The 16822-nt window shown below is 59.4% G+C and carries 13 protein-coding genes; 3 read left to right on the top strand and 10 right to left on the bottom strand.

Annotation, left to right across the window (positions count from 1 at the left end):
- Positions 1–68: 68 nt before the first annotated feature.
- From betA to betI, 3 genes are all read right to left on the bottom strand, one after another.
- Positions 69–1769: a choline dehydrogenase gene (gene betA / locus AB3226_RS12395; protein WP_367373252.1), complete on the bottom strand. Its 1701-nt coding sequence runs from the start codon at positions 1767–1769 to the stop codon at positions 69–71.
- Positions 1770–1939: 170 nt separating this feature from the next.
- The gene (betB, locus tag AB3226_RS12390) at positions 1940–3412 is read right to left on the bottom strand and encodes a betaine-aldehyde dehydrogenase (RefSeq protein ID WP_367373251.1); all 1473 of its coding nucleotides are present in this window, start codon (positions 3410–3412) and stop codon (positions 1940–1942) included.
- Positions 3413–3520: 108 nt separating this feature from the next.
- The gene (gene betI, locus AB3226_RS12385) at positions 3521–4114 is read right to left on the bottom strand and encodes a transcriptional regulator BetI (RefSeq protein WP_367373250.1); all 594 of its coding nucleotides are present in this window, start codon (positions 4112–4114) and stop codon (positions 3521–3523) included.
- A 380-nt stretch (positions 4115–4494) separates the two neighbouring features.
- On the opposite strand from betI, the gene AB3226_RS12380 reads away from it, so the two are divergent.
- On the top strand, positions 4495–6444 hold the full coding sequence (locus tag AB3226_RS12380) for a BCCT family transporter (RefSeq protein WP_367375787.1): 1950 nt from the start codon (positions 4495–4497) through the stop codon (positions 6442–6444).
- Between the two features lie 200 nt (positions 6445–6644).
- On the opposite strand, the gene choV is transcribed toward AB3226_RS12380, so the two are convergent.
- From choV to AB3226_RS12365, 3 genes are all read right to left on the bottom strand, one after another.
- Positions 6645–7823 carry a choline ABC transporter ATP-binding protein gene (choV, locus tag AB3226_RS12375; RefSeq protein ID WP_367373249.1) on the bottom strand — a complete coding sequence of 393 codons (1179 nt, stop codon included), beginning with the start codon at positions 7821–7823 and terminating at the stop codon, positions 6645–6647.
- The gene (gene choW / locus AB3226_RS12370) at positions 7820–8665 is read right to left on the bottom strand and encodes a choline ABC transporter permease subunit (protein WP_038983589.1); all 846 of its coding nucleotides are present in this window, start codon (positions 8663–8665) and stop codon (positions 7820–7822) included. Before choW ends, choV begins: the two co-directional genes overlap by 4 nt.
- Positions 8666–8742: 77 nt before the next feature.
- Positions 8743–9693, bottom strand: a complete 951-nt coding sequence (locus AB3226_RS12365; protein ID WP_367373248.1) for a choline ABC transporter substrate-binding protein — start codon at positions 9691–9693, stop codon at positions 8743–8745.
- A gap of 437 nt (positions 9694–10130) precedes the next feature.
- On the opposite strand from AB3226_RS12365, the gene AB3226_RS12360 reads away from it, so the two are divergent.
- Complete coding sequence (locus tag AB3226_RS12360; RefSeq protein WP_367373247.1) at positions 10131–11507, top strand: L-serine ammonia-lyase; 1377 nt, start codon at positions 10131–10133, stop codon at positions 11505–11507.
- Positions 11508–12047: 540 nt separating this feature from the next.
- Positions 12048–13151, top strand: a complete 1104-nt coding sequence (locus AB3226_RS12355) for a GlxA family transcriptional regulator (RefSeq protein ID WP_258617744.1) — start codon at positions 12048–12050, stop codon at positions 13149–13151.
- Between the two features lie 114 nt (positions 13152–13265).
- On the opposite strand, the gene AB3226_RS12350 is transcribed toward AB3226_RS12355, so the two are convergent.
- The 4 genes from AB3226_RS12350 to AB3226_RS12335 form a co-directional block, all read right to left on the bottom strand.
- Positions 13266–13529, bottom strand: coding sequence for a hypothetical protein (locus AB3226_RS12350; RefSeq protein ID WP_038981102.1), 264 nt, complete (start codon positions 13527–13529; stop codon positions 13266–13268).
- Positions 13530–13925: 396 nt separating this feature from the next.
- Positions 13926–15089, bottom strand: a complete 1164-nt coding sequence (locus tag AB3226_RS12345; RefSeq protein WP_367373246.1) for a gamma-butyrobetaine dioxygenase — start codon at positions 15087–15089, stop codon at positions 13926–13928.
- A 10-nt stretch (positions 15090–15099) separates the two neighbouring features.
- Entirely contained in the window at positions 15100–15579 is a 480-nt protein-coding gene (locus AB3226_RS12340; RefSeq protein WP_367373245.1) for a thioesterase family protein, read from the bottom strand.
- A gap of 161 nt (positions 15580–15740) precedes the next feature.
- Positions 15741–16706, bottom strand: a complete 966-nt coding sequence (locus tag AB3226_RS12335) for an L-carnitine dehydrogenase (RefSeq protein WP_367373244.1) — start codon at positions 16704–16706, stop codon at positions 15741–15743.
- Positions 16707–16822 lie beyond the last annotated feature (116 nt).

Raw genomic sequence — 16822 nt, 5'->3', positions numbered from 1 at the left:
TACGTGTACGCCACAAATTACTGTGGGAGCGGGCTTGCCCGCGATTAGCCGTGACGCGGTATAAAGCCTTACGCCGTCAGGCTCACATCCCGCAACGGCTTGCCACGCACCGGTGCATCACCGGCCACGAAGTAGGCGGCCTTGCTGCGCGGCAGTGGCTTGCGACCGCGGATCTTGTCGGCGATTTTCTCCGCCATCATGATCGTTGGCGCGTTCAGGTTGCCGGTGGTGATGATCGGCATGATCGAGGCATCGACCACGCGCAGGGCTTGCATACCGTGCACACGACCTTCGCCATCGACCACGGCCATCTCGTCGGTGCCCATCTTGCACGAGCAGGATGGGTGGAACGCGGTTTCGGCGTGCTCGCGGATGAACTTATCGAGCTGCTCATCGGTTTGCACCTCGATGCCCGGGCTGATTTCGCGACCACGGAAGGCGTCCAGTGCAGGCTGTTGCATGATTTCACGGGTCAGGCGGATGCCATCGCGAAACTCCTGCCAGTCCTGCTCGGTGGCCATGTAGTTGAACAGGATGCTCGGGTACTCGCGCGGATCCTTGGACTTGGCCTGAATGCGACCGCGGCTTGGCGAACGCATGGAACCCATGTGCGCCTGGAAGCCGTGTTCTTTCACGCCGTTGCTGCCGTTGTAGTTAATCGCCACCGGCAGGAAGTGGTACTGAATGTTCGGCCAATCGAATTCCGGACGGGTGCGGATGAAACCACCGGCTTCGAACTGGTTACTGGCGCCGATGCCGGTGCCGTTGAACAGCCACTCGGCACCGATGGCCGGTTGGTTGTGCAGCAGCAGCGACGGGTACAGCGAGACCGGTTGGGTGCACGCGTATTGCAGGTACAGTTCAAGGTGATCCTGCAGGTTTTCGCCAACGCCCGGCAGGTCGTGGACCACCGGAATGTCGAGCTTGTTCAACAGTTCGGCCGGGCCGACGCCGGAGCGTTGCAGAATCTGCGGCGAAGCGATGGCGCCGGAGCACAGCAGCACTTCCTTGCGGGCGCGGGCTTCAACGCGCTCTTCAGCGGCGCCGATCAGGTAACGCACGCCAACCGCACGCTTGCCTTCGAACAGGATCTTGTCGGTCAGCGCGTGGGTGACGATGGTCAGGGTCGAACGCTTCTTGGCGACGTCCAGGTAACCGCGAGCGGTACTGGCGCGACGGCCGTTCGGCGTCACGGTGCGGTCCATCGGGCCGAAACCTTCTTGCTGGTAGCCGTTCAGGTCTTCGGTACGCGGGTAACCGGCTTGCACGCCGGCTTCAACCATCGCGTGGAACAGCGGGTTGTTGCCGGCTTTCGGCGTGGTCACGCTGACCGGACCGTCGCCACCGTGGTAGTCGTTCGGGCCGATGTCACGGGTTTCCGCCTTGCGGAAATACGGCAGGCAGTCGAGGTAGCTCCAGTCTTCCAGACCGGGCAGCTTCGACCAGTTGTCGTAGTCCATGGCGTTACCACGGATGTAGCACATGCCGTTGATCAGCGAAGAACCACCCAGGCCCTTGCCGCGACCGCATTCCATCCGGCGACCGTCCATGTGTGGCTCTGGATCGGTTTCATACGCCCAGTTGTAGCGACGACCTTGCAGCGGGAACGCCAGGGCGGCCGGCATTTGCGTGCGGAAGTCGAGACGGTAATCCGGGCCGCCCGCTTCGAGCAGCAGGACGGTGACGCCTTCGTCTTCAGTCAGACGGGTCGCCAGGGTATTACCGGCCGAGCCGGCACCGATGATGATGTAATCGAATTCTTGGGACATTGAATGCACCCTCTTTGAAGTTGGTCAGGTCGGCGAGTGCTTCGCACTCGATCGCGGGCAAGCCACGCTCCCGCAGGGATTGGGGGCACCGCAGATTTGGCGAACGACGCCAAACCTGTGGGAGCTGGCTTGCCTGCGATAGCGATCTTGCAGGCGAAGCAAATGCCGCCTTAGAAAACCGAGGCGTAATCGCCCAGTTCGACCTGTACCGATTTGATGCGTGTGAAGTTGTTCAGCGAGCTGATGCCGTTCTCACGGCCAACACCCGACTGCTTGTAGCCGCCGACCGGCATCTTGGCGTCGGACTCGCCCCAGGCATTGATCCAGCAAATACCGGCTTCCAGTTGATGAATCACGCGGTGAGCGCGGTTCAGGTCTTTGGTGACGACGCCAGCGGCCAAACCGAACTCGGTGTCGTTGGCACGACGGATCACTTCTTCTTCGGTTTCGTAGGTCAGGATGCTCATCACCGGGCCGAAGATTTCTTCGCGAACGATGGTCATCTCGTCGGTGCAGTCGGTGAACACGGTCGGTGCCACGAACGCGCCTTTGGCGAATTCACCGTCGGTCAGACGATCGCCGCCGCACAGCAGGCGAGCCCCTTCTTCCTTACCTTTGGCGATGTAACCCAGCACGCTTTCCATGTGGGCGAAGCTGACCAGCGGGCCGAAGTTGGTGCTTTCGTCTTGCGGGTTGCCGACGCGAATGCGGGCAACACGCTCAACGATCTTGGCTTCGAACGCGGCTTTCAGGTGGCTCGGTACGAACACGCGAGTGCCGTTGGTGCAGACCTGACCGGAGCTGTAGAAGTTGGCCATCATCGCGGTATCGGCGGCGCGATCGAGGTCGGCGTCGTCGAAAATGATCAGCGGGGATTTGCCGCCCAGTTCCATGGTCACGTCTTTCAGCGACGAAGCGGAAGCGCTGGCCATGACCTTCTTGCCGGTGTCGGTGCCGCCGGTGAAGGAGATTTTTTCGATGCGTGGGTGCTCGGTCAGCCAGGTGCCGACTTCACGGCCGCTGCCGGTCAGAACGTTGAACACGCCAGCCGGAACGCCAGCTTCGGTGTAAATCTCGGCCAGTTTCAGGGTGGTCAGGGAGGTGACTTCGCTTGGCTTGAAGATCATCGCGTTACCGGCCGCCAGGGCAGGTGCGGATTTCCACAAAGCGATCTGGATCGGGTAGTTCCACGCGCCGATACCGGCCACCACGCCCAATGGCTCGCGACGGGTGTAAACGAAAGACGTGGTGCGCAGTGGAATCTGCTCGCCTTCGATGGCCGGTACCAGACCTGCGTAGTACTCCAGCACGTCAGCGCCGGTAACGATGTCCACGTAACGGGTTTCGGAGTACGCCTTGCCGGTGTCCAGGGTTTCCAGGGCGGCCAGTTCATCGTTGCGCTCGCGCAGGATGTCGACGGCACGACGCAGGATGCGCGAACGCTCCATGGCGGTCATCGCGGCCCAGATTTTCTGGCCCTTTTCGGCGCTGACCACAGCGCGCTCAACGTCTGACTGGGTCGCACGTTGTACGGTTGCGAGGACTTCACCGTTAGCCGGGTTGATGGCTTCGAAAGTGGCGTCGCTGCTGGCGTCACTGTAGCCGCCATCGATGTAGAGTTTTTGCAGTTCGAAACGGGCCATAAAGTCCTCGCAAGTGCATAAGTGGTTGGCGTTGACCACCGGGCGTGCCGTATAGCGTTGGCATCGCGGTCGGTAGCGGTTCAGGGGCTGAGCGCTTTTATGTGTGCTCTAACTCACCTGCTTGGCCAGTTGGAAATCCATGTATTCGTAAGCGATCTGGTGCGCCTGCCCGGTGTCGAAAGCATCTCCCGACAGCGCGCCGCGCAACCACAAACCGTCAATGAGGGCTGCCAGGCCGCGGGCGGCGCTGCGCGCTTGATCAAGCGGCAACACACGGCGGAACTGGCAGCACAGGTTGGAATACAGACGGTGATCGTTGATCCGCTGCAACCTGTGCAATGACGGGTGGTGCATGCTGGTGGCCCAGAAGGCCAACCAGGTTTTCATTGCCGGGCCATTGACCTGGCTGGCGTCGAAGTTGCCTTCGATAATCACCTGAAGATGAGCCCGTGGGCTCGTGTCCTCCAGTGCCTGACGGCGCGCGGTGACGTTCTCGCTGAGGACGCTCATCAGGTACTGCGCCGTGGCGGCGATCAGGCCGTTCTTGTCCCGAAAATAGTGACTGATGATGCCATTCGAGACACCGGCCAAACGGGCGATCAGCGCAATGCTGGCGTCCCCCATGCCGACCTGATCGACAGCCTGCATCGTGGCTTCAATCAATTGCTGGCGGCGGATGGGTTGCATACCGACCTTGGGCATCTTGCACATCTCCTTAGGCCTTCCGGTGGACGAAAAACGGCTACCGGATTGAGGGCCAGTCTATTTTGTTTTGATTGAACGTTCAATCAACAAAGAATAAGATCTGCGACAAATCGTCGCTACCTACAGGTTTTTCCTACGTGTAGTTGGCGGAAAAACGACATCCAAAAATGCTCGAAACCCATACGCGCAAGCGTCCCAAGGGTTTCGGGCTTTTTTCGGGGTGTCTTTATATCACCCGCCGGTCGGCTGCCAACTAACCGATTGGTCGGGTAACGCGTTGCCTTGTGTTCTTCTCTCGCACTGCCTGGAGCATCTGTGCCATGAGTTCTGCCTCTCTAATAAAGACCCCACCCGAGAAGGTGACGGTCAACGGTTGGGTGTTCTACACCTCTACCGCGTTGATTCTGCTGTTGACCGCCATTCTGATCATCGCCCCGCAAGAGGCCGGCAGAATGCTTGGCATTGCCCAGGCCTGGTTGTCCCGCAGCTTCGGCTGGTACTACATGGTGGTGATCGCCGCTTATCTGGTTTTTGTGGTTGGCCTGGCGTTTTCGTCCTACGGCAAACTCAAACTGGGCAGCAAGGACGACACCCCGGATTTCAGCTATGGCGCCTGGGCGGGGATGCTGTTCTCGTCGGGTATCGGCATCTCGTTGCTGTACTTCGGTGCTTCCGAGCCGCTGGACCATTACTTCAATCCGCCAGAAGGCGTGGCCAGCAGCAACCTTGCCGCGCGTCAGGCGGTGCAGCTGACGTTCCTGCATTGGGGCCTGCATGGCTGGGCGATCTACGCACTGGTCGGCTTGGCCGTGGCGTACTTTGCCTACCGTCATAACCAGCCGCTGGCATTGCGGTCGGCGTTGTATCCGCTGGTCGGCGAGCGTTGGGTCAAAGGCGCAGCCGGTCATGCGGTGGACGGCTTCGGCATGTTCGTGACCTTGCTGGGGTTGGTGACGAACCTGGGGATCGGTTCGCTGCAAGTGTCGTCGGGGCTGGAAAACCTGTTCGGCATGGAACACAGCAATACCAACCTGCTGATCGTGATCATCGTAATGAGCACCGTGGCGACCATCGCCGCTGTGTCTGGTGTGGAAAACGGCATCCGCCGCCTGTCCAACCTGAACATCGTGCTGTTTAGCGGTCTGCTGATTTTCGTGCTGCTGTTCGGCCCGACCCTGCACCTGCTCAACGGCTTTGTGCAGAACATCGGCGACTACCTGAACGGCGTTGTGCTGAAGACTTTCGACCTCTATGTGTATGAAGGCGACAGTGAAAAATCCGACCGCTGGTTGGGCCTGTGGACCCTGTTCTATTGGGCCTGGTGGATTTCCTGGGCGCCATTTGTAGGCATGTTCATCGCGCGTATTTCCCGTGGTCGCACGGTGCGTGAGTTGGTGGCCGGCGTGCTGCTGATTCCGCTGGGCTTCACCCTGGCATGGCTGTCGATCTTCGGTAACTCGGCCCTGGACCTGGTGATGAACCATGGGGCGGTGGAGCTCGGGAAGACGGCGCTGGAACAGCCGTCGATGGCGATCTACCAGTTGCTTGAGCATTACCCCGCGTCGAAAATCGTGATCGGCGTGTCGATTTTTGTCGGCTTCGTGCTGTTCCTGACCCCAGCGGATTCCGGCGCGGTGATGATGGCCAACCTTTCGTGCAAGGGCGGTAACGTCGACGAAGATGCGCCACACTGGCTGCGGATTTTCTGGTCGGCGGTGATCACCCTGGTGACCATCGGTCTGCTGTTCGCCGGTAACTTCGAAGCCATGCAAACCATGGTGGTGCTGGCGGGGCTGCCGTTCTCGGTGGTGCTGGTGTTCTTCATGTTTGGTTTGCACAAGGCCATGCGCCAGGACGTGCAAATCGAACAGGAGCAAGCGGAACTGGCAGCGCGTGGTCGTCGTGGTTTCAGCGAGCGTTTGACCCAACTGGATCTGCAACCGAACCAGTCGATCGTTCAGCGTTTCATGGACAAGCACGTCAGCCCGGCGCTGGAAGATGCGGCTGTGCAATTGCGTGCTCAGGGTCTGGATGTGCAGACGTTGCTGGGCAAGTCGAAACGCTGCATGGGCGTGCGGATCGAGATGGAAGAGGGCAACCCTTTTGTCTACGAAGTGAGCCTGGACGGTTATCTGGCGGCGGCGAGTGACACGGTGTCTGCTGAAAGTGCCGATGAACCGCGCGCACGTTACTACCGTGCCGAGGTTTACCTGCATAACGGCAGCCAGGACTACGACCTGATGGGCTTCACTCAGGATCAGATCACCCGTGACGTGCTCGATCAGTTTGAAAGCCATCGGCAGCTGCTTGGCCGGGTCTATAGCTGAGATCAGAAGTGATGCGGTAAAGCTGTTGTGGCGAGGGAGCTTGCTTCCGCTGGATTGCGAAGCGACCCCAAGAATTTGTGAGTGCTGCGCACTCAAGCGGGAGCAAGCTCCCTCGCCCCAGTTGTCAGTATTCCAAGCCAAATATCTGCATTAACAAAAACGCCGCGATCATCTCGCGGCGTTTTTGTGTCTGCTGCTTCTTACCCCAGGTTCTTGCCGAGCAGCGCGTGGTACAGCTCGCTGTCACCGAGAATCCCGACAACCTTGTTGTTGTCGTGCAGCACCAGTTTGTTGCCGGTCTGGTAACGAATCTGCAGCGCATCGCGCATGCCGATGTTGGAGTCCACCAGCGTTGGCCGACGACCCAAGCCTTCAACCGCTTGCCCCGGTATCCAGTTCTGCAGGTCCAGGCTCGAGCCGTTCTGGCGTGCGCCTTTGATGGTGTTGCCTTCGGCCAGGTCCAGCCACGAATCGCCGCCCGGATCCAGGCATACCGAACCATTGATGCGTTTGCACTTGTCCAGGGTGCGCATCAGGCTGCGACCGCACAATACGTTCAGCGGGTTGGTGTGAGCGACGAAGGTGCGCACGTAATCGTCCGCAGGGTTCAGGACGATTTCTTCCGGTTTGCTGTACTGGATGATCCGGCCGTCTTTCATGATGGCGATACGGCTGCCGAGCTTCAGGGCTTCATCGAGGTCGTGACTCACGAAGACGATGGTTTTGCTCAGCTTGCGTTGCAGTTCCAGCAGTTCGTCTTGCAGACCCTGGCGGATCAGCGGGTCGAGGGCCGAGAAAGGTTCGTCCATTAGCAGAATGTCGGCGTCCATCGCCAGGGCACGGGCCAGGCCAACGCGTTGTTGCATACCACCGGACAGCTCGTTGGGTTTCTTGTTGCGCCATTGGGTCAGGCCCACCAGCTCGAGTTTTTCATCGACCAGTTTCTTCCGTTCCTTCTCCGGCCGACCCTGCATTTCCAGACCGAAGCTGATGTTCTCGCGCACCGTCAGCCAAGGCATCAGGGCGAACTTCTGGAACACCATCGCAATGCGCTTGGTGCGCATCATTTTCAGTTCTGCCGGGGTGCAGGAGGCGATGTCGATCTGCTTGCCTTCGTGCTCGACGAACAGCTTGCCGCGGCTGACGGTGTTAAGGCCGTTGATGCAGCGCAGCAGACTGGACTTGCCGGAGCCGGAAAGGCCCATCAGTACGCAGATTTCACCTTTTTCGACGTCCAGGCTGGCCTTTTCGACCCCAACGATCTGCCCGGTCTTTTTCAGGATCTCGTTACGGGTCATGCCTTGATCCAGCAGCTTGAGAGCCTCGCGTGGATCCTTGGAGAAGATTACGTCGACGTCTTCGAAGCGAATAATGCTCATGCGTCACCCCCTACTTTAGCGTCGGGTTGTTTGCAGATACGGTCGAGCATGATCGCCAGCAGCACGATCGCCAGGCCTGCTTCGAAGCCCAGGGCGATATCAGCAGTGTTCAGTGCGTTGACCACGGGTTTGCCCAGGCCATCGGCGCCCACCAGTGCCGCGATCACCACCATCGACAACGACAGCATGATGCACTGGGTGATACCGGCCGCGATGCTTGGCATGGCGTGGGGCAGTTCGATTCGCGAGAGCAGCTGACGTCGCGAGCAGCCAAAGGCCTTGCCAGCGTCCATCAGTTCTTCCGGGACATCGCGAATACCCAGGTAGGTCAGGCGGATAGGCGCGGCAATCGCGAACACTACCGTCGAGATCAGACCCGGGACCACACCCAGACCGAAGAGGGTCAGGGTAGGAATGAGGTACACGAAGGTCGGCACGGTCTGCATCAGATCGAGCACCGGCCGCATCACTGTGTAGAACATCGGTTTGTGCGCGGCGACGATGCCCAACGGCACGCCGATCAGCACGCACACCAGGGTGGCGAACAACACCTGGGCGAGGGTTTCCATGGTTTCCTGCCAGTACCCCAGATTGAGGATCAGCAGAAAGGAGGCAATGACGAAAACGGTCAGGCCCCATTTGCGTTGAATGAAGTGTGCCAGTAGCGCGATGAGGCCGATCAATGCCAGCGGGTTGAACCAGGTCAGCGCGAAAGTCACGCCGTGGATCATCGTTTCCAGTGACACGGCGATTGCGTCGAAGGTGCTGGCGCCGTTTTGCGTCAACCATTCAACGAAGCCCGCGATGTACTGGCCTAAGGGTATTTTCTGATCAATCAGCATGGTAGTGAACGTCCGCATGCAAGGAAATAAACAGCCCGGGCGAGCTGGCTCGCCCGGCGTAAGCGATGCTTCCTAATTCAAGGCTGCGCGAGCTTGGTTTTCACGGCCTCCAGGCCTGGTTTACCGTCAATGGTGGTCACGCCAGCGAGCCAGGTATCGAGCACCTGTGGATTCTTTTTCAGCCAGGCCTTGGCGGCCGCGTCAGGCTTCATTTTGTCGTCCAGGACGTTGCCCATCAGCGTGCTTTCCATGTCGAGGGTGAATGCCAGGTTTTTCAGCAACTGACCGACGTTGCTGCATTCCTGTGCGTAACCCTTGCGGGTGTTGGTGTAGATGGTCGCCTGGCCGAAGTTCGGGCCGAAGTATTCGTCGCCGCCGGTCAGGTACTTCATCTTGAATCGAGTGTTCATCGGGTGTGGTTCCCAGCCCAGGAACACCACGGCGGTGTTGCGGCGCTGGGCGCGATCGACTTGCGAGAGCATGCCTGCCTCGCTGGACTCGACCACCTTGAAGCCGGCGTCTTTCAGGCCGAAGGCGTTCTTGTCGATCATGCTCTGGATCAGGCGGTTGCCGTCGTTACCCGGTTCGATGCCATAAATCTTGCCGTCGAGTTCTTTCTTGAACTTGGCGATGTCGGCGAAATCTTTCAGACCTTTGTTATACAACTCTTCGGGGACGGCGAGTGTGTATTTTGCGTTTTCCAGATTAGCGCGCAGCGTGTCCACGGTGCCGGCATCACGGTAGGCCTTGATGTCGTTTTCCATGGTCGGCATCCAGTTGCCGAGGAATACGTCCATGTTCTTGCCGTCGGCCAGGGACTTGTAGGTCACCGGCACGGAAATCATCGTGGTCTTGGTCTTGTAGCCCAGGGCATCGAGAACGACGCTGGTGGTGGCGGTAGTGACGGTAATGTCCGTCCAGCCGACATCGGAGAAGTTTACGGTGCTGCATTGAGCCGGTTCTGCGGCTTGAGCCAGAAACGGCAGACTCAGCATGGCGGCCAACAACAACGACGGGGAACCTTTCATAAGGGGCGACTCCTTGGTGTTTTTTTTGGCAGTGTTCCGACTGGACCACCGCACTTATCTGTTGCGGTTGGATGGCGTTTTGGAGACAGCTCTACCACGGCGCCTTGCAATCGAGTCGATACGATCATGTACCAGTGAAAATCTGACGCCTACAGGGGGCGTCGTAACCAGTACAGGGATGGTCGCATCCAGTGTCGGTGACGTCGTTTACAGCTTTTTTCAGCCCGTTTTGCCTCGCTGATCCGCAAAAAAACGGCGAAAACACTGCATGAGCGGCTTGCGGCGCTAGCGGGCATGAGTGCGTCGGTGTGAGACGTCGAACGACATGGCAAAAGCCTGATGATGCGGCCATCTCGGCGGATTGCAGCTTGAGCGTAGCAGCTCCGTCACTGGGCGCTTTTGCGCCTGGAGCAGGCACATCCAGGAGTTCAGCAGTAATGGCTATCAGCGTTTTCGACCTGTTCAAAATCGGCATCGGCCCTTCCAGTTCACACACCGTGGGGCCTATGCGAGCTGCGGCGCTGTTCGTGCAAGGTTTGCGCGAGCAGGGTCTTTTGGAACAAGTAACGCGTGTCGAAGTTCAGCTTTATGGTTCGTTATCTGCCACCGGCATCGGTCACGGCAGCGACAACGCGGTGATCATGGGGCTGATGGGCGAGTGGCCGGACGCGATCGATCCGTCGCAAATCGGCATCCGCATCGAGACCCTGCGTGAGACCAGCACGCTATTGCTCGACGGTCGCTTGTCAGTCCCGTTCATCTGGGCCCGGGACATGCGCCTGATCGACGAGAACCTGCCGTTCCATCCCAACGCCATGACCCTGGTTGCCGAAGGCGATCACGGCGAGCTGCATCGCGACACCTACTATTCCATCGGCGGCGGTTTTGTCGTCGATGAGGCACAAGCTTCCAGCGGCGTGGTGGATCTGGATCGCACTGTGTTGCCTTACGATTTCTCCAGTGCCGTCGAGCTGCTCAGTCTCTGCAAGCAGCACAACCTGCGCGTTGCAGAGCTGATGATGGCCAACGAGAAAGTCTGGCGCAGCGAAGAGGAAATTCGCGCCGGCCTGATGAAACTCTGGCGCGCGATGCAAGATTGCGTGGAGCAAGGCCTCAAGCACGAGGGCATCCTGCCCGGTGGCCTGAATGTGCGTCGTCGCGCAGCCAAACTGCACCGCAGCCTGCAAGAACTGAACAAGCCCAACGTGATCGGCTCGACCCTGAGCGCCATGGAATGGGTGAACTTGTTCGCCTTGGCGGTTAACGAAGAAAACGCTGCCGGCGGGCGCATGGTGACGGCACCGACCAATGGCGCGGCGGGGATCATTCCGGCGGTGCTGCATTACTTTATGAAGTTCAGCGAGGCAGTGACCGATGCCAACGTGGTCGACTACTTCCTCAGTGCCGCAGCGGTAGGGATTCTGTGCAAGAAGAACGCCTCGATCTCCGGTGCCGAAGTCGGTTGCCAGGGTGAAGTCGGTTCGGCCTGCGCCATGGCGGCCGCCGGGTTGGCGGAGATTCTTGGTGCCACCCCGGAGCAGCTGTGCAACGCGGCGGAAATCGGCCTGGAACATAACCTCGGCCTGACCTGCGATCCCGTGGGCGGGCTGGTGCAAGTGCCGTGCATCGAGCGCAATGCGATTGCCGCGGTGAAAGCGATCAACGCGGCGCAGATGGCGCTGCGCGGCGATGGTCAGCACTTTATCTCGCTGGACCGGGTGATCCGCACCATGCGTGATACCGGTGCCGACATGCACGACAAATATAAAGAGACATCGCGCGGTGGGTTGGCGGTTAGCGCGGTTGAGTGTTGAGACCGGTTTGACCCCACCGCGGGCAAGCCCGCTCCCACAAGTATTTGTGGTGTGTATTAGTTCTTCGTCACACAACAATTCCTGTGGGAGCGGGCTTGCCCGCGATAGCGCCAGACCAGTCAAAACTGCGCACCAAGTGAACACCCGATGCAAAACGCGCCACCTTTTAGCGCGTCGCAAACAGGTAAGTCTTTCTTCCCAGATCGGGGATCCAATTCAAGCCTGACCGTCCGTCACCCGTGCCTGCGGTGACACTCGTTCCCGGCACGTCGCAGCCCGGTTCCCACAAGTGCTACCGATTTGCTCACAGGCAACGGGGTAGCGGGTTTGCGGCCTCTAATGGCACTTATAACCTCTTATCTCTGCGCGCCATATCCAGACACATCGCGACGTCGTTTTCAGGAGTTATTGAACGCGCATTCAATTTTAGGCATGGCAATTGCTCTGTCATTACAAAGCCCGTCTCCCACGCGAGAACGATGGCAATAAAAAGAGCCTCCGCCTGAGGCCATCACCCGCTTTGTGTGAGGAGATACCGCGATGACGACGTTCAACTCCGGGGCCCAACCCCAGAACCGTGCGCCTCAATCCATCGGCTTTTTGCTGCTGGACAATTTCACGCTTATTTCTCTGGCCTCCGCAGTAGAACCTCTGCGCATGGCCAACCAATTGTCCGGCCGCGAGCTGTATCGCTGGACCACACTCACCGTCGATGGCGGTCAGGTCTGGGCCAGTGACGGTCTGCAGATCACTCCCGACGCGGCGATGCACAAAGCGCCTCCCCTGGACACTGTCATTGTCTGCGGCGGCATCGGTATTCAGCGTACTGTTACCCGCGAGCACGTATCGTGGCTGCAAAGCCAGGCGCGTCAGCACCGTCGTCTTGGCGCGGTTTGCACCGGCAGCTGGGCCTTGGCGTGCGCCGGTCTGCTGGACGGTTTCGATTGCAGCGTGCACTGGGAATGCCTGGCGTCGATGCAGGAAGCTTTCCCGCGGGTGGCCATGAGTACCCGGCTGTTCACCCTCGACCGTAACCGTTTCACCAGCTCCGGTGGCACCGCGCCGCTGGACATGATGTTGCACCTGATCAGCCGCGATCACGGTCGTGAACTGTCGGCCGCGATCTCGGAGATGTTTGTCTACGAGCGCATCCGCAACGAGCAGGATCACCAGCGCGTGCCACTCAAGCACATGCTTGGCACCAACCAGCCGAAGTTGCAGGAAATCGTGGCGTTGATGGAAGCCAACCTTGAAGAGCCGATCGACCTCGATGAACTGGCGGTGTACGTCGCCGTGTCGCGTCGCCAGCTGGAGCGGCTGTTCCAGAAATACCTGCACTGCTCGCCGTCGCGTTACTACCTGAAACTGCGTTTGATCCGCGCTCGGCAATTGCTCAAGCAAACACCGATGTCGATCATCGAAGTCGCGTCGGTATGTGGTTTCGTGTCCACGCCGCACTTCTCCAAGTGCTACCGCGAATACTTCGGCATTCCGCCGCGTGACGAGCGTGTGGGTTCCAACACCACACAACAAGTGGCGATGATGCCGCTGCCGCAAGCCTTGGTGCTGTCGCCGTTGTCCGGGCCGCTGTCGGCGTTGAGCCAGGCGCGTAATGAGTCGACTTTCGCGAGCGTAAGGCTCTAATCCGAGGCGCCTTCATCGCGGGCAAGCCCGCTCCCACAGGTTCTGTGTCGATGCATCAATTGTGTATACGACGCAAAACCACTGTGGGAGCGGGCTTGCCCGCGATTGGGTCTATCAGGCGCTACGGCTTTGCTGGTACTGCGCCAATGCCGGCAGCAACTGCTTGTCGATCGCCTGGCGCACGGCCGGCAGGATGGTCGCGCTGCTGGTGTACATCTGCTTGACCATGGTCCGCAGCGTCATCGCCCGCTCATCGTTCAAGCCTCGCACCGCACACTCGCAAGCCTGCTCGGCTGTAGAGCCACTCGGTACTTGAAAACCCAACGATTTCAGCTGGCCCAACAGGTCTTCCTGGTCAATTAAATCGGCGTGCATCATGACGCAATCCTTCTTCAGGGAACGGTGTCGTGGTTCGATTCTGGTTGGGGCATGAAGTGGCGGCAAGGGCGATTTGTCGCAATGGCCGCATTGGCTATGAACATGTCGTTTTCGGCTAACTTGCCAGCGAGGAGAGTGGGCACACTGGACTCAGCTGGCTTCACGAAGGTTTGGTCACCCTCGCGCAACGGCTCCTCAACAGTACCCACCTCTGCCCCGATCCTGTCACGGCTTGATCGGGGTTTTTTTTGCGTGTGAATCAGAGGGTTTGGTGTTGCCTGTGCGGACGCCATCGCGGGCAAGCCACGCTCCCACAGGATCGGGGTTACTGCAGCTTTGGCGAACGACGCCAAATCTGTGGGAGCGTGGCTTGCCCGCGATGAACGATGACGCGGTTTATCTTTGCAATACCAATATCCGCGACAACAACTCATCCCGGTCGACATAACACCCCTGGAAATGCCGGGCACCCGTAGCGGGGTCGAACGTGTTGCGGGCGTGGAGGGTGCGGCGGTTATCAAAGCACCACAGCTCGCCGGGATTGAGCCTTTGCATCAGCCTGAACCGCGCCTCGCGGGTCATCGCAATGAAACGTCGGTAAGCGCGATACAGCTGGGGCATCTGCTCCACCGAAGCATCGAACGGCCCACGCAGAAAGTTCGCCATGCGGATTTCCGACACTTGCCCGAAAGAGTCCAGAGCGATGATCGGCGCCAGACAGCGATAGTCGCTATGGCGGTCCTTGTTGCGGAACTCCACGGGTATTTCACACAAGGCCTGAAACGCCTCGGGATCTTCCCGACGCAAGGCTTCAGCGATGGCAAAACCGTCGACGAAAATGCTCTCGCCACCGTCGGCGTCATTGACCAGGCAATGCAGAAATTGCAGCCCCGGTTGCAACTCTCGGGTCGGCAGGTCGCTGTGCAGCGGCAGGTTGAAGGCGGTGTAGGCATTGCTGTCGGCGTCGGCCTTGGATTGCACGTTGAACAGCACACCGAAATTGCTCTCGCGGATGAAGGAAATCCGTTGGGCGATCAGCTTCAGCGAGCCCGGCTCAGTGGGTACGCCGCGAACCTGGGTCAAGCCGATGTCACGTACGGCCAGCAGCCATTGCAGCAAGGCATCGTGGTCGTCCATCAACGCCTGATAATCAAACACCGGAAGCTTCAGGTGGCTGTCCCACCACTTACTTTTCGGTTTGGCGGCCCGGCGTTCGGCGCGGGACTCGTCGTCATAGGCGTGGGCTCGCAGCCAGCCCGGGTCGAAGCGGCTGAGATGGCCGTCCTGCCAATCGACACACAGACAACCTTCGGCATCGATTCGTGCACTGTCGGGGATCAGATCTTCCGCGACATCGACGATTTCCAGCACTTGCTCGCGGGTCACCGTGTAGACGCACTGCGGGCACGGGCAGTTGTCCCGTAGCCATTGATGATGAAAAGGGCTGATCCGACCGTCCGCCCATTGCACTTGAATTCGGTCCGCCAGGGTGTGCACGGCGGTCAACGCGCTGATCAACGGGTAGGTGCGGAAGTCGGCAAAAGCGGCGGCGGTGTTCATGACGAGCTCCTTATTGTTTTTCGGGCGGTAAGGCGATCACTCGGCCGATGAAGGCGGGTGCGGGCAGGTCGGCTTGCTCGGCGACAATGGCTTGCAGTTTGCTCAAGGTTTCTTCGCTGAACGGTGCGGATCGCGGCCCGGCGAGGTCGACGTGCAGCAACATTTGTTCATTTCCCGCCAACTCCTTGTCTCCGCCCACCAGATGCAGGCTGTGGTAGAGGTGCAGGCGCTTGCGGTCATGGCCGATGATCTGGGTGTGCACCTCGACGTCGGCATCGAGCTTCACTTCGTGCAGGTAGTTGAGGTGCAGTTCGAGGGTGAACAGCGAATTGCCGCTGGCTTCGCGGTTGTTGCTGTCCATGCCCAGCCGATCCATCAGCGCGTCGGTGGCGTAGCTGAAAATCAGCAGGTAGAAGGCATCGCGCAGATGGCCGTTGTAGTCGACCCAGTCGGGGATGATTTTGGTTTGGTAGGTGGTGAGGGTGGGCATGGTGAGTGATCCAAGATGTGTGGTGACTGTACTGGCACTATCGCGGGCAAGCCCGCTCCCACAGTGATTTGAGGTGTTTATAAAATCTATGCCACTCAGTAGATCCTTGTGGGAGCGGGCTTGCCCGCGATGAGGCCAGACCTGCTGGCCCCTGACTTGGTTTATTCGCTAAACGCCATGCCATGTTTGGCCTTGGTGGTCTTCACCGCCTCCAGCACCGCCAGCAAGCAATCATCACGATAGCGCTCCAGCGCCGAGATGCTGTGTTTGCCCAATTGCTCGCTGGTGCCATCCACCACGTCATCGATCAATCTGTCGGTCAGCTCCGGTGCCGGCAGATACGTCCAGGGTAGCTGCAACGCCGGCCCGAATTGCGCCATGAAGTGCCGCATGCCTGCGTCGCCGCCCGCCAGGGTGTAAGTCAGGAAGGTGCCCATGAACGACCAGCGCAGGCCCGCGCCAAAACGAATCGCATCATCGATTTCGCCAGTGGTCGCCACGCCGTCGTTGACCAGATGCAACGCCTCACGCCACAACGCTTCGAGCAAACGGTCGGCGATAAAACCTGGTACTTCCTTGCGCACATGCAACGGGCGCATGCCTAAAGATTCATAGACTTTCATTGCTGCTTGAACCGCTTCTGGCGCGGTATTTTTGCCCCCGACCACTTCCACCAATGGCAGCAGGTAAACCGGGTTGAACGGGTGCCCGACCACGCAGCGTTCCGGGTGGGTCGAACTCTCGTAGAACTCGCTCGGCAACAGCCCCGACGTACTGGAACCGATCAAGGCATTGGGCTTGGCCGCCGCGCTGATTTTGCTGTGCAGTTCCAGTTTCAGGTCCAGTCGTTCTGGTGCACTTTCCTGAATGAAATCCGCATCGCGAACGCATTCTTCGATAGTGTCGACAAAGCGCAGACGATCCTGCGATGCGCCGGGTACCAGACCTTGTTTCTCCAGTGCGCCCCAGGCATTGGCGACGCGTTTGCGCAGCGCCGCTTCGGCACCGGGCGCCGGGTCCCAGGCCACCACATCGAGGCCATGGGCGAGGGCGCGGGATACCCAGCCGCTGCCGATGACACCGCTGCCCAGGGCGGCGAAGGTTTTGATATCAGTAATAAAACTCATGAATGCTGTCCTGAAGATTGGTCGAGAAACCTGTGGGAGCTGGCTTGCCTGCGATGGCGGCGTTCCTCTCACAAGAGATGTGGCGGATGTACCGGCCTACAGGGTTAGGTGTAGGT

The sequence above is a fragment of the Pseudomonas lini genome (assembly GCF_964063345.1).
GTDB classification, from domain to species: Bacteria; Pseudomonadota; Gammaproteobacteria; order Pseudomonadales; family Pseudomonadaceae; genus Aquipseudomonas; species Aquipseudomonas lini_B.
This window is presented reverse-complemented; position numbering and strand designations above follow the sequence as displayed.

What these genes read in the sequence shown, in the direction of transcription:
- AB3226_RS12335 (WP_367373244.1), bottom strand. Translation starts at nt 16,706, where the DNA reads ATGAGTTTTATTACTGATATCAAAACCTTCGCCGCCCTGGGCAGCGGT.
- choW (WP_038983589.1), bottom strand. Translation starts at nt 8,665, where the DNA reads ATGCTGATTGATCAGAAAATACCCTTAGGCCAGTACATCGCGGGCTTC.
- AB3226_RS12365 (WP_367373248.1), bottom strand. Translation starts at nt 9,693, where the DNA reads ATGAAAGGTTCCCCGTCGTTGTTGTTGGCCGCCATGCTGAGTCTGCCG.
- betI (WP_367373250.1), bottom strand. Translation starts at nt 4,114, where the DNA reads ATGCCCAAGGTCGGTATGCAACCCATCCGCCGCCAGCAATTGATTGAA.
- choV (WP_367373249.1), bottom strand. Translation starts at nt 7,823, where the DNA reads ATGAGCATTATTCGCTTCGAAGACGTCGACGTAATCTTCTCCAAGGAT.
- AB3226_RS12345 (WP_367373246.1), bottom strand. Translation starts at nt 15,089, where the DNA reads ATGAACACCGCCGCCGCTTTTGCCGACTTCCGCACCTACCCGTTGATC.
- betB (WP_367373251.1), bottom strand. Translation starts at nt 3,412, where the DNA reads ATGGCCCGTTTCGAACTGCAAAAACTCTACATCGATGGCGGCTACAGT.
- AB3226_RS12355 (WP_258617744.1), top strand. Translation starts at nt 12,048, where the DNA reads ATGACGACGTTCAACTCCGGGGCCCAACCCCAGAACCGTGCGCCTCAA.
- betA (WP_367373252.1), bottom strand. Translation starts at nt 1,769, where the DNA reads ATGTCCCAAGAATTCGATTACATCATCATCGGTGCCGGCTCGGCCGGT.
- AB3226_RS12340 (WP_367373245.1), bottom strand. Translation starts at nt 15,579, where the DNA reads ATGCCCACCCTCACCACCTACCAAACCAAAATCATCCCCGACTGGGTC.
- AB3226_RS12350 (WP_038981102.1), bottom strand. Translation starts at nt 13,529, where the DNA reads ATGATGCACGCCGATTTAATTGACCAGGAAGACCTGTTGGGCCAGCTG.
- AB3226_RS12360 (WP_367373247.1), top strand. Translation starts at nt 10,131, where the DNA reads ATGGCTATCAGCGTTTTCGACCTGTTCAAAATCGGCATCGGCCCTTCC.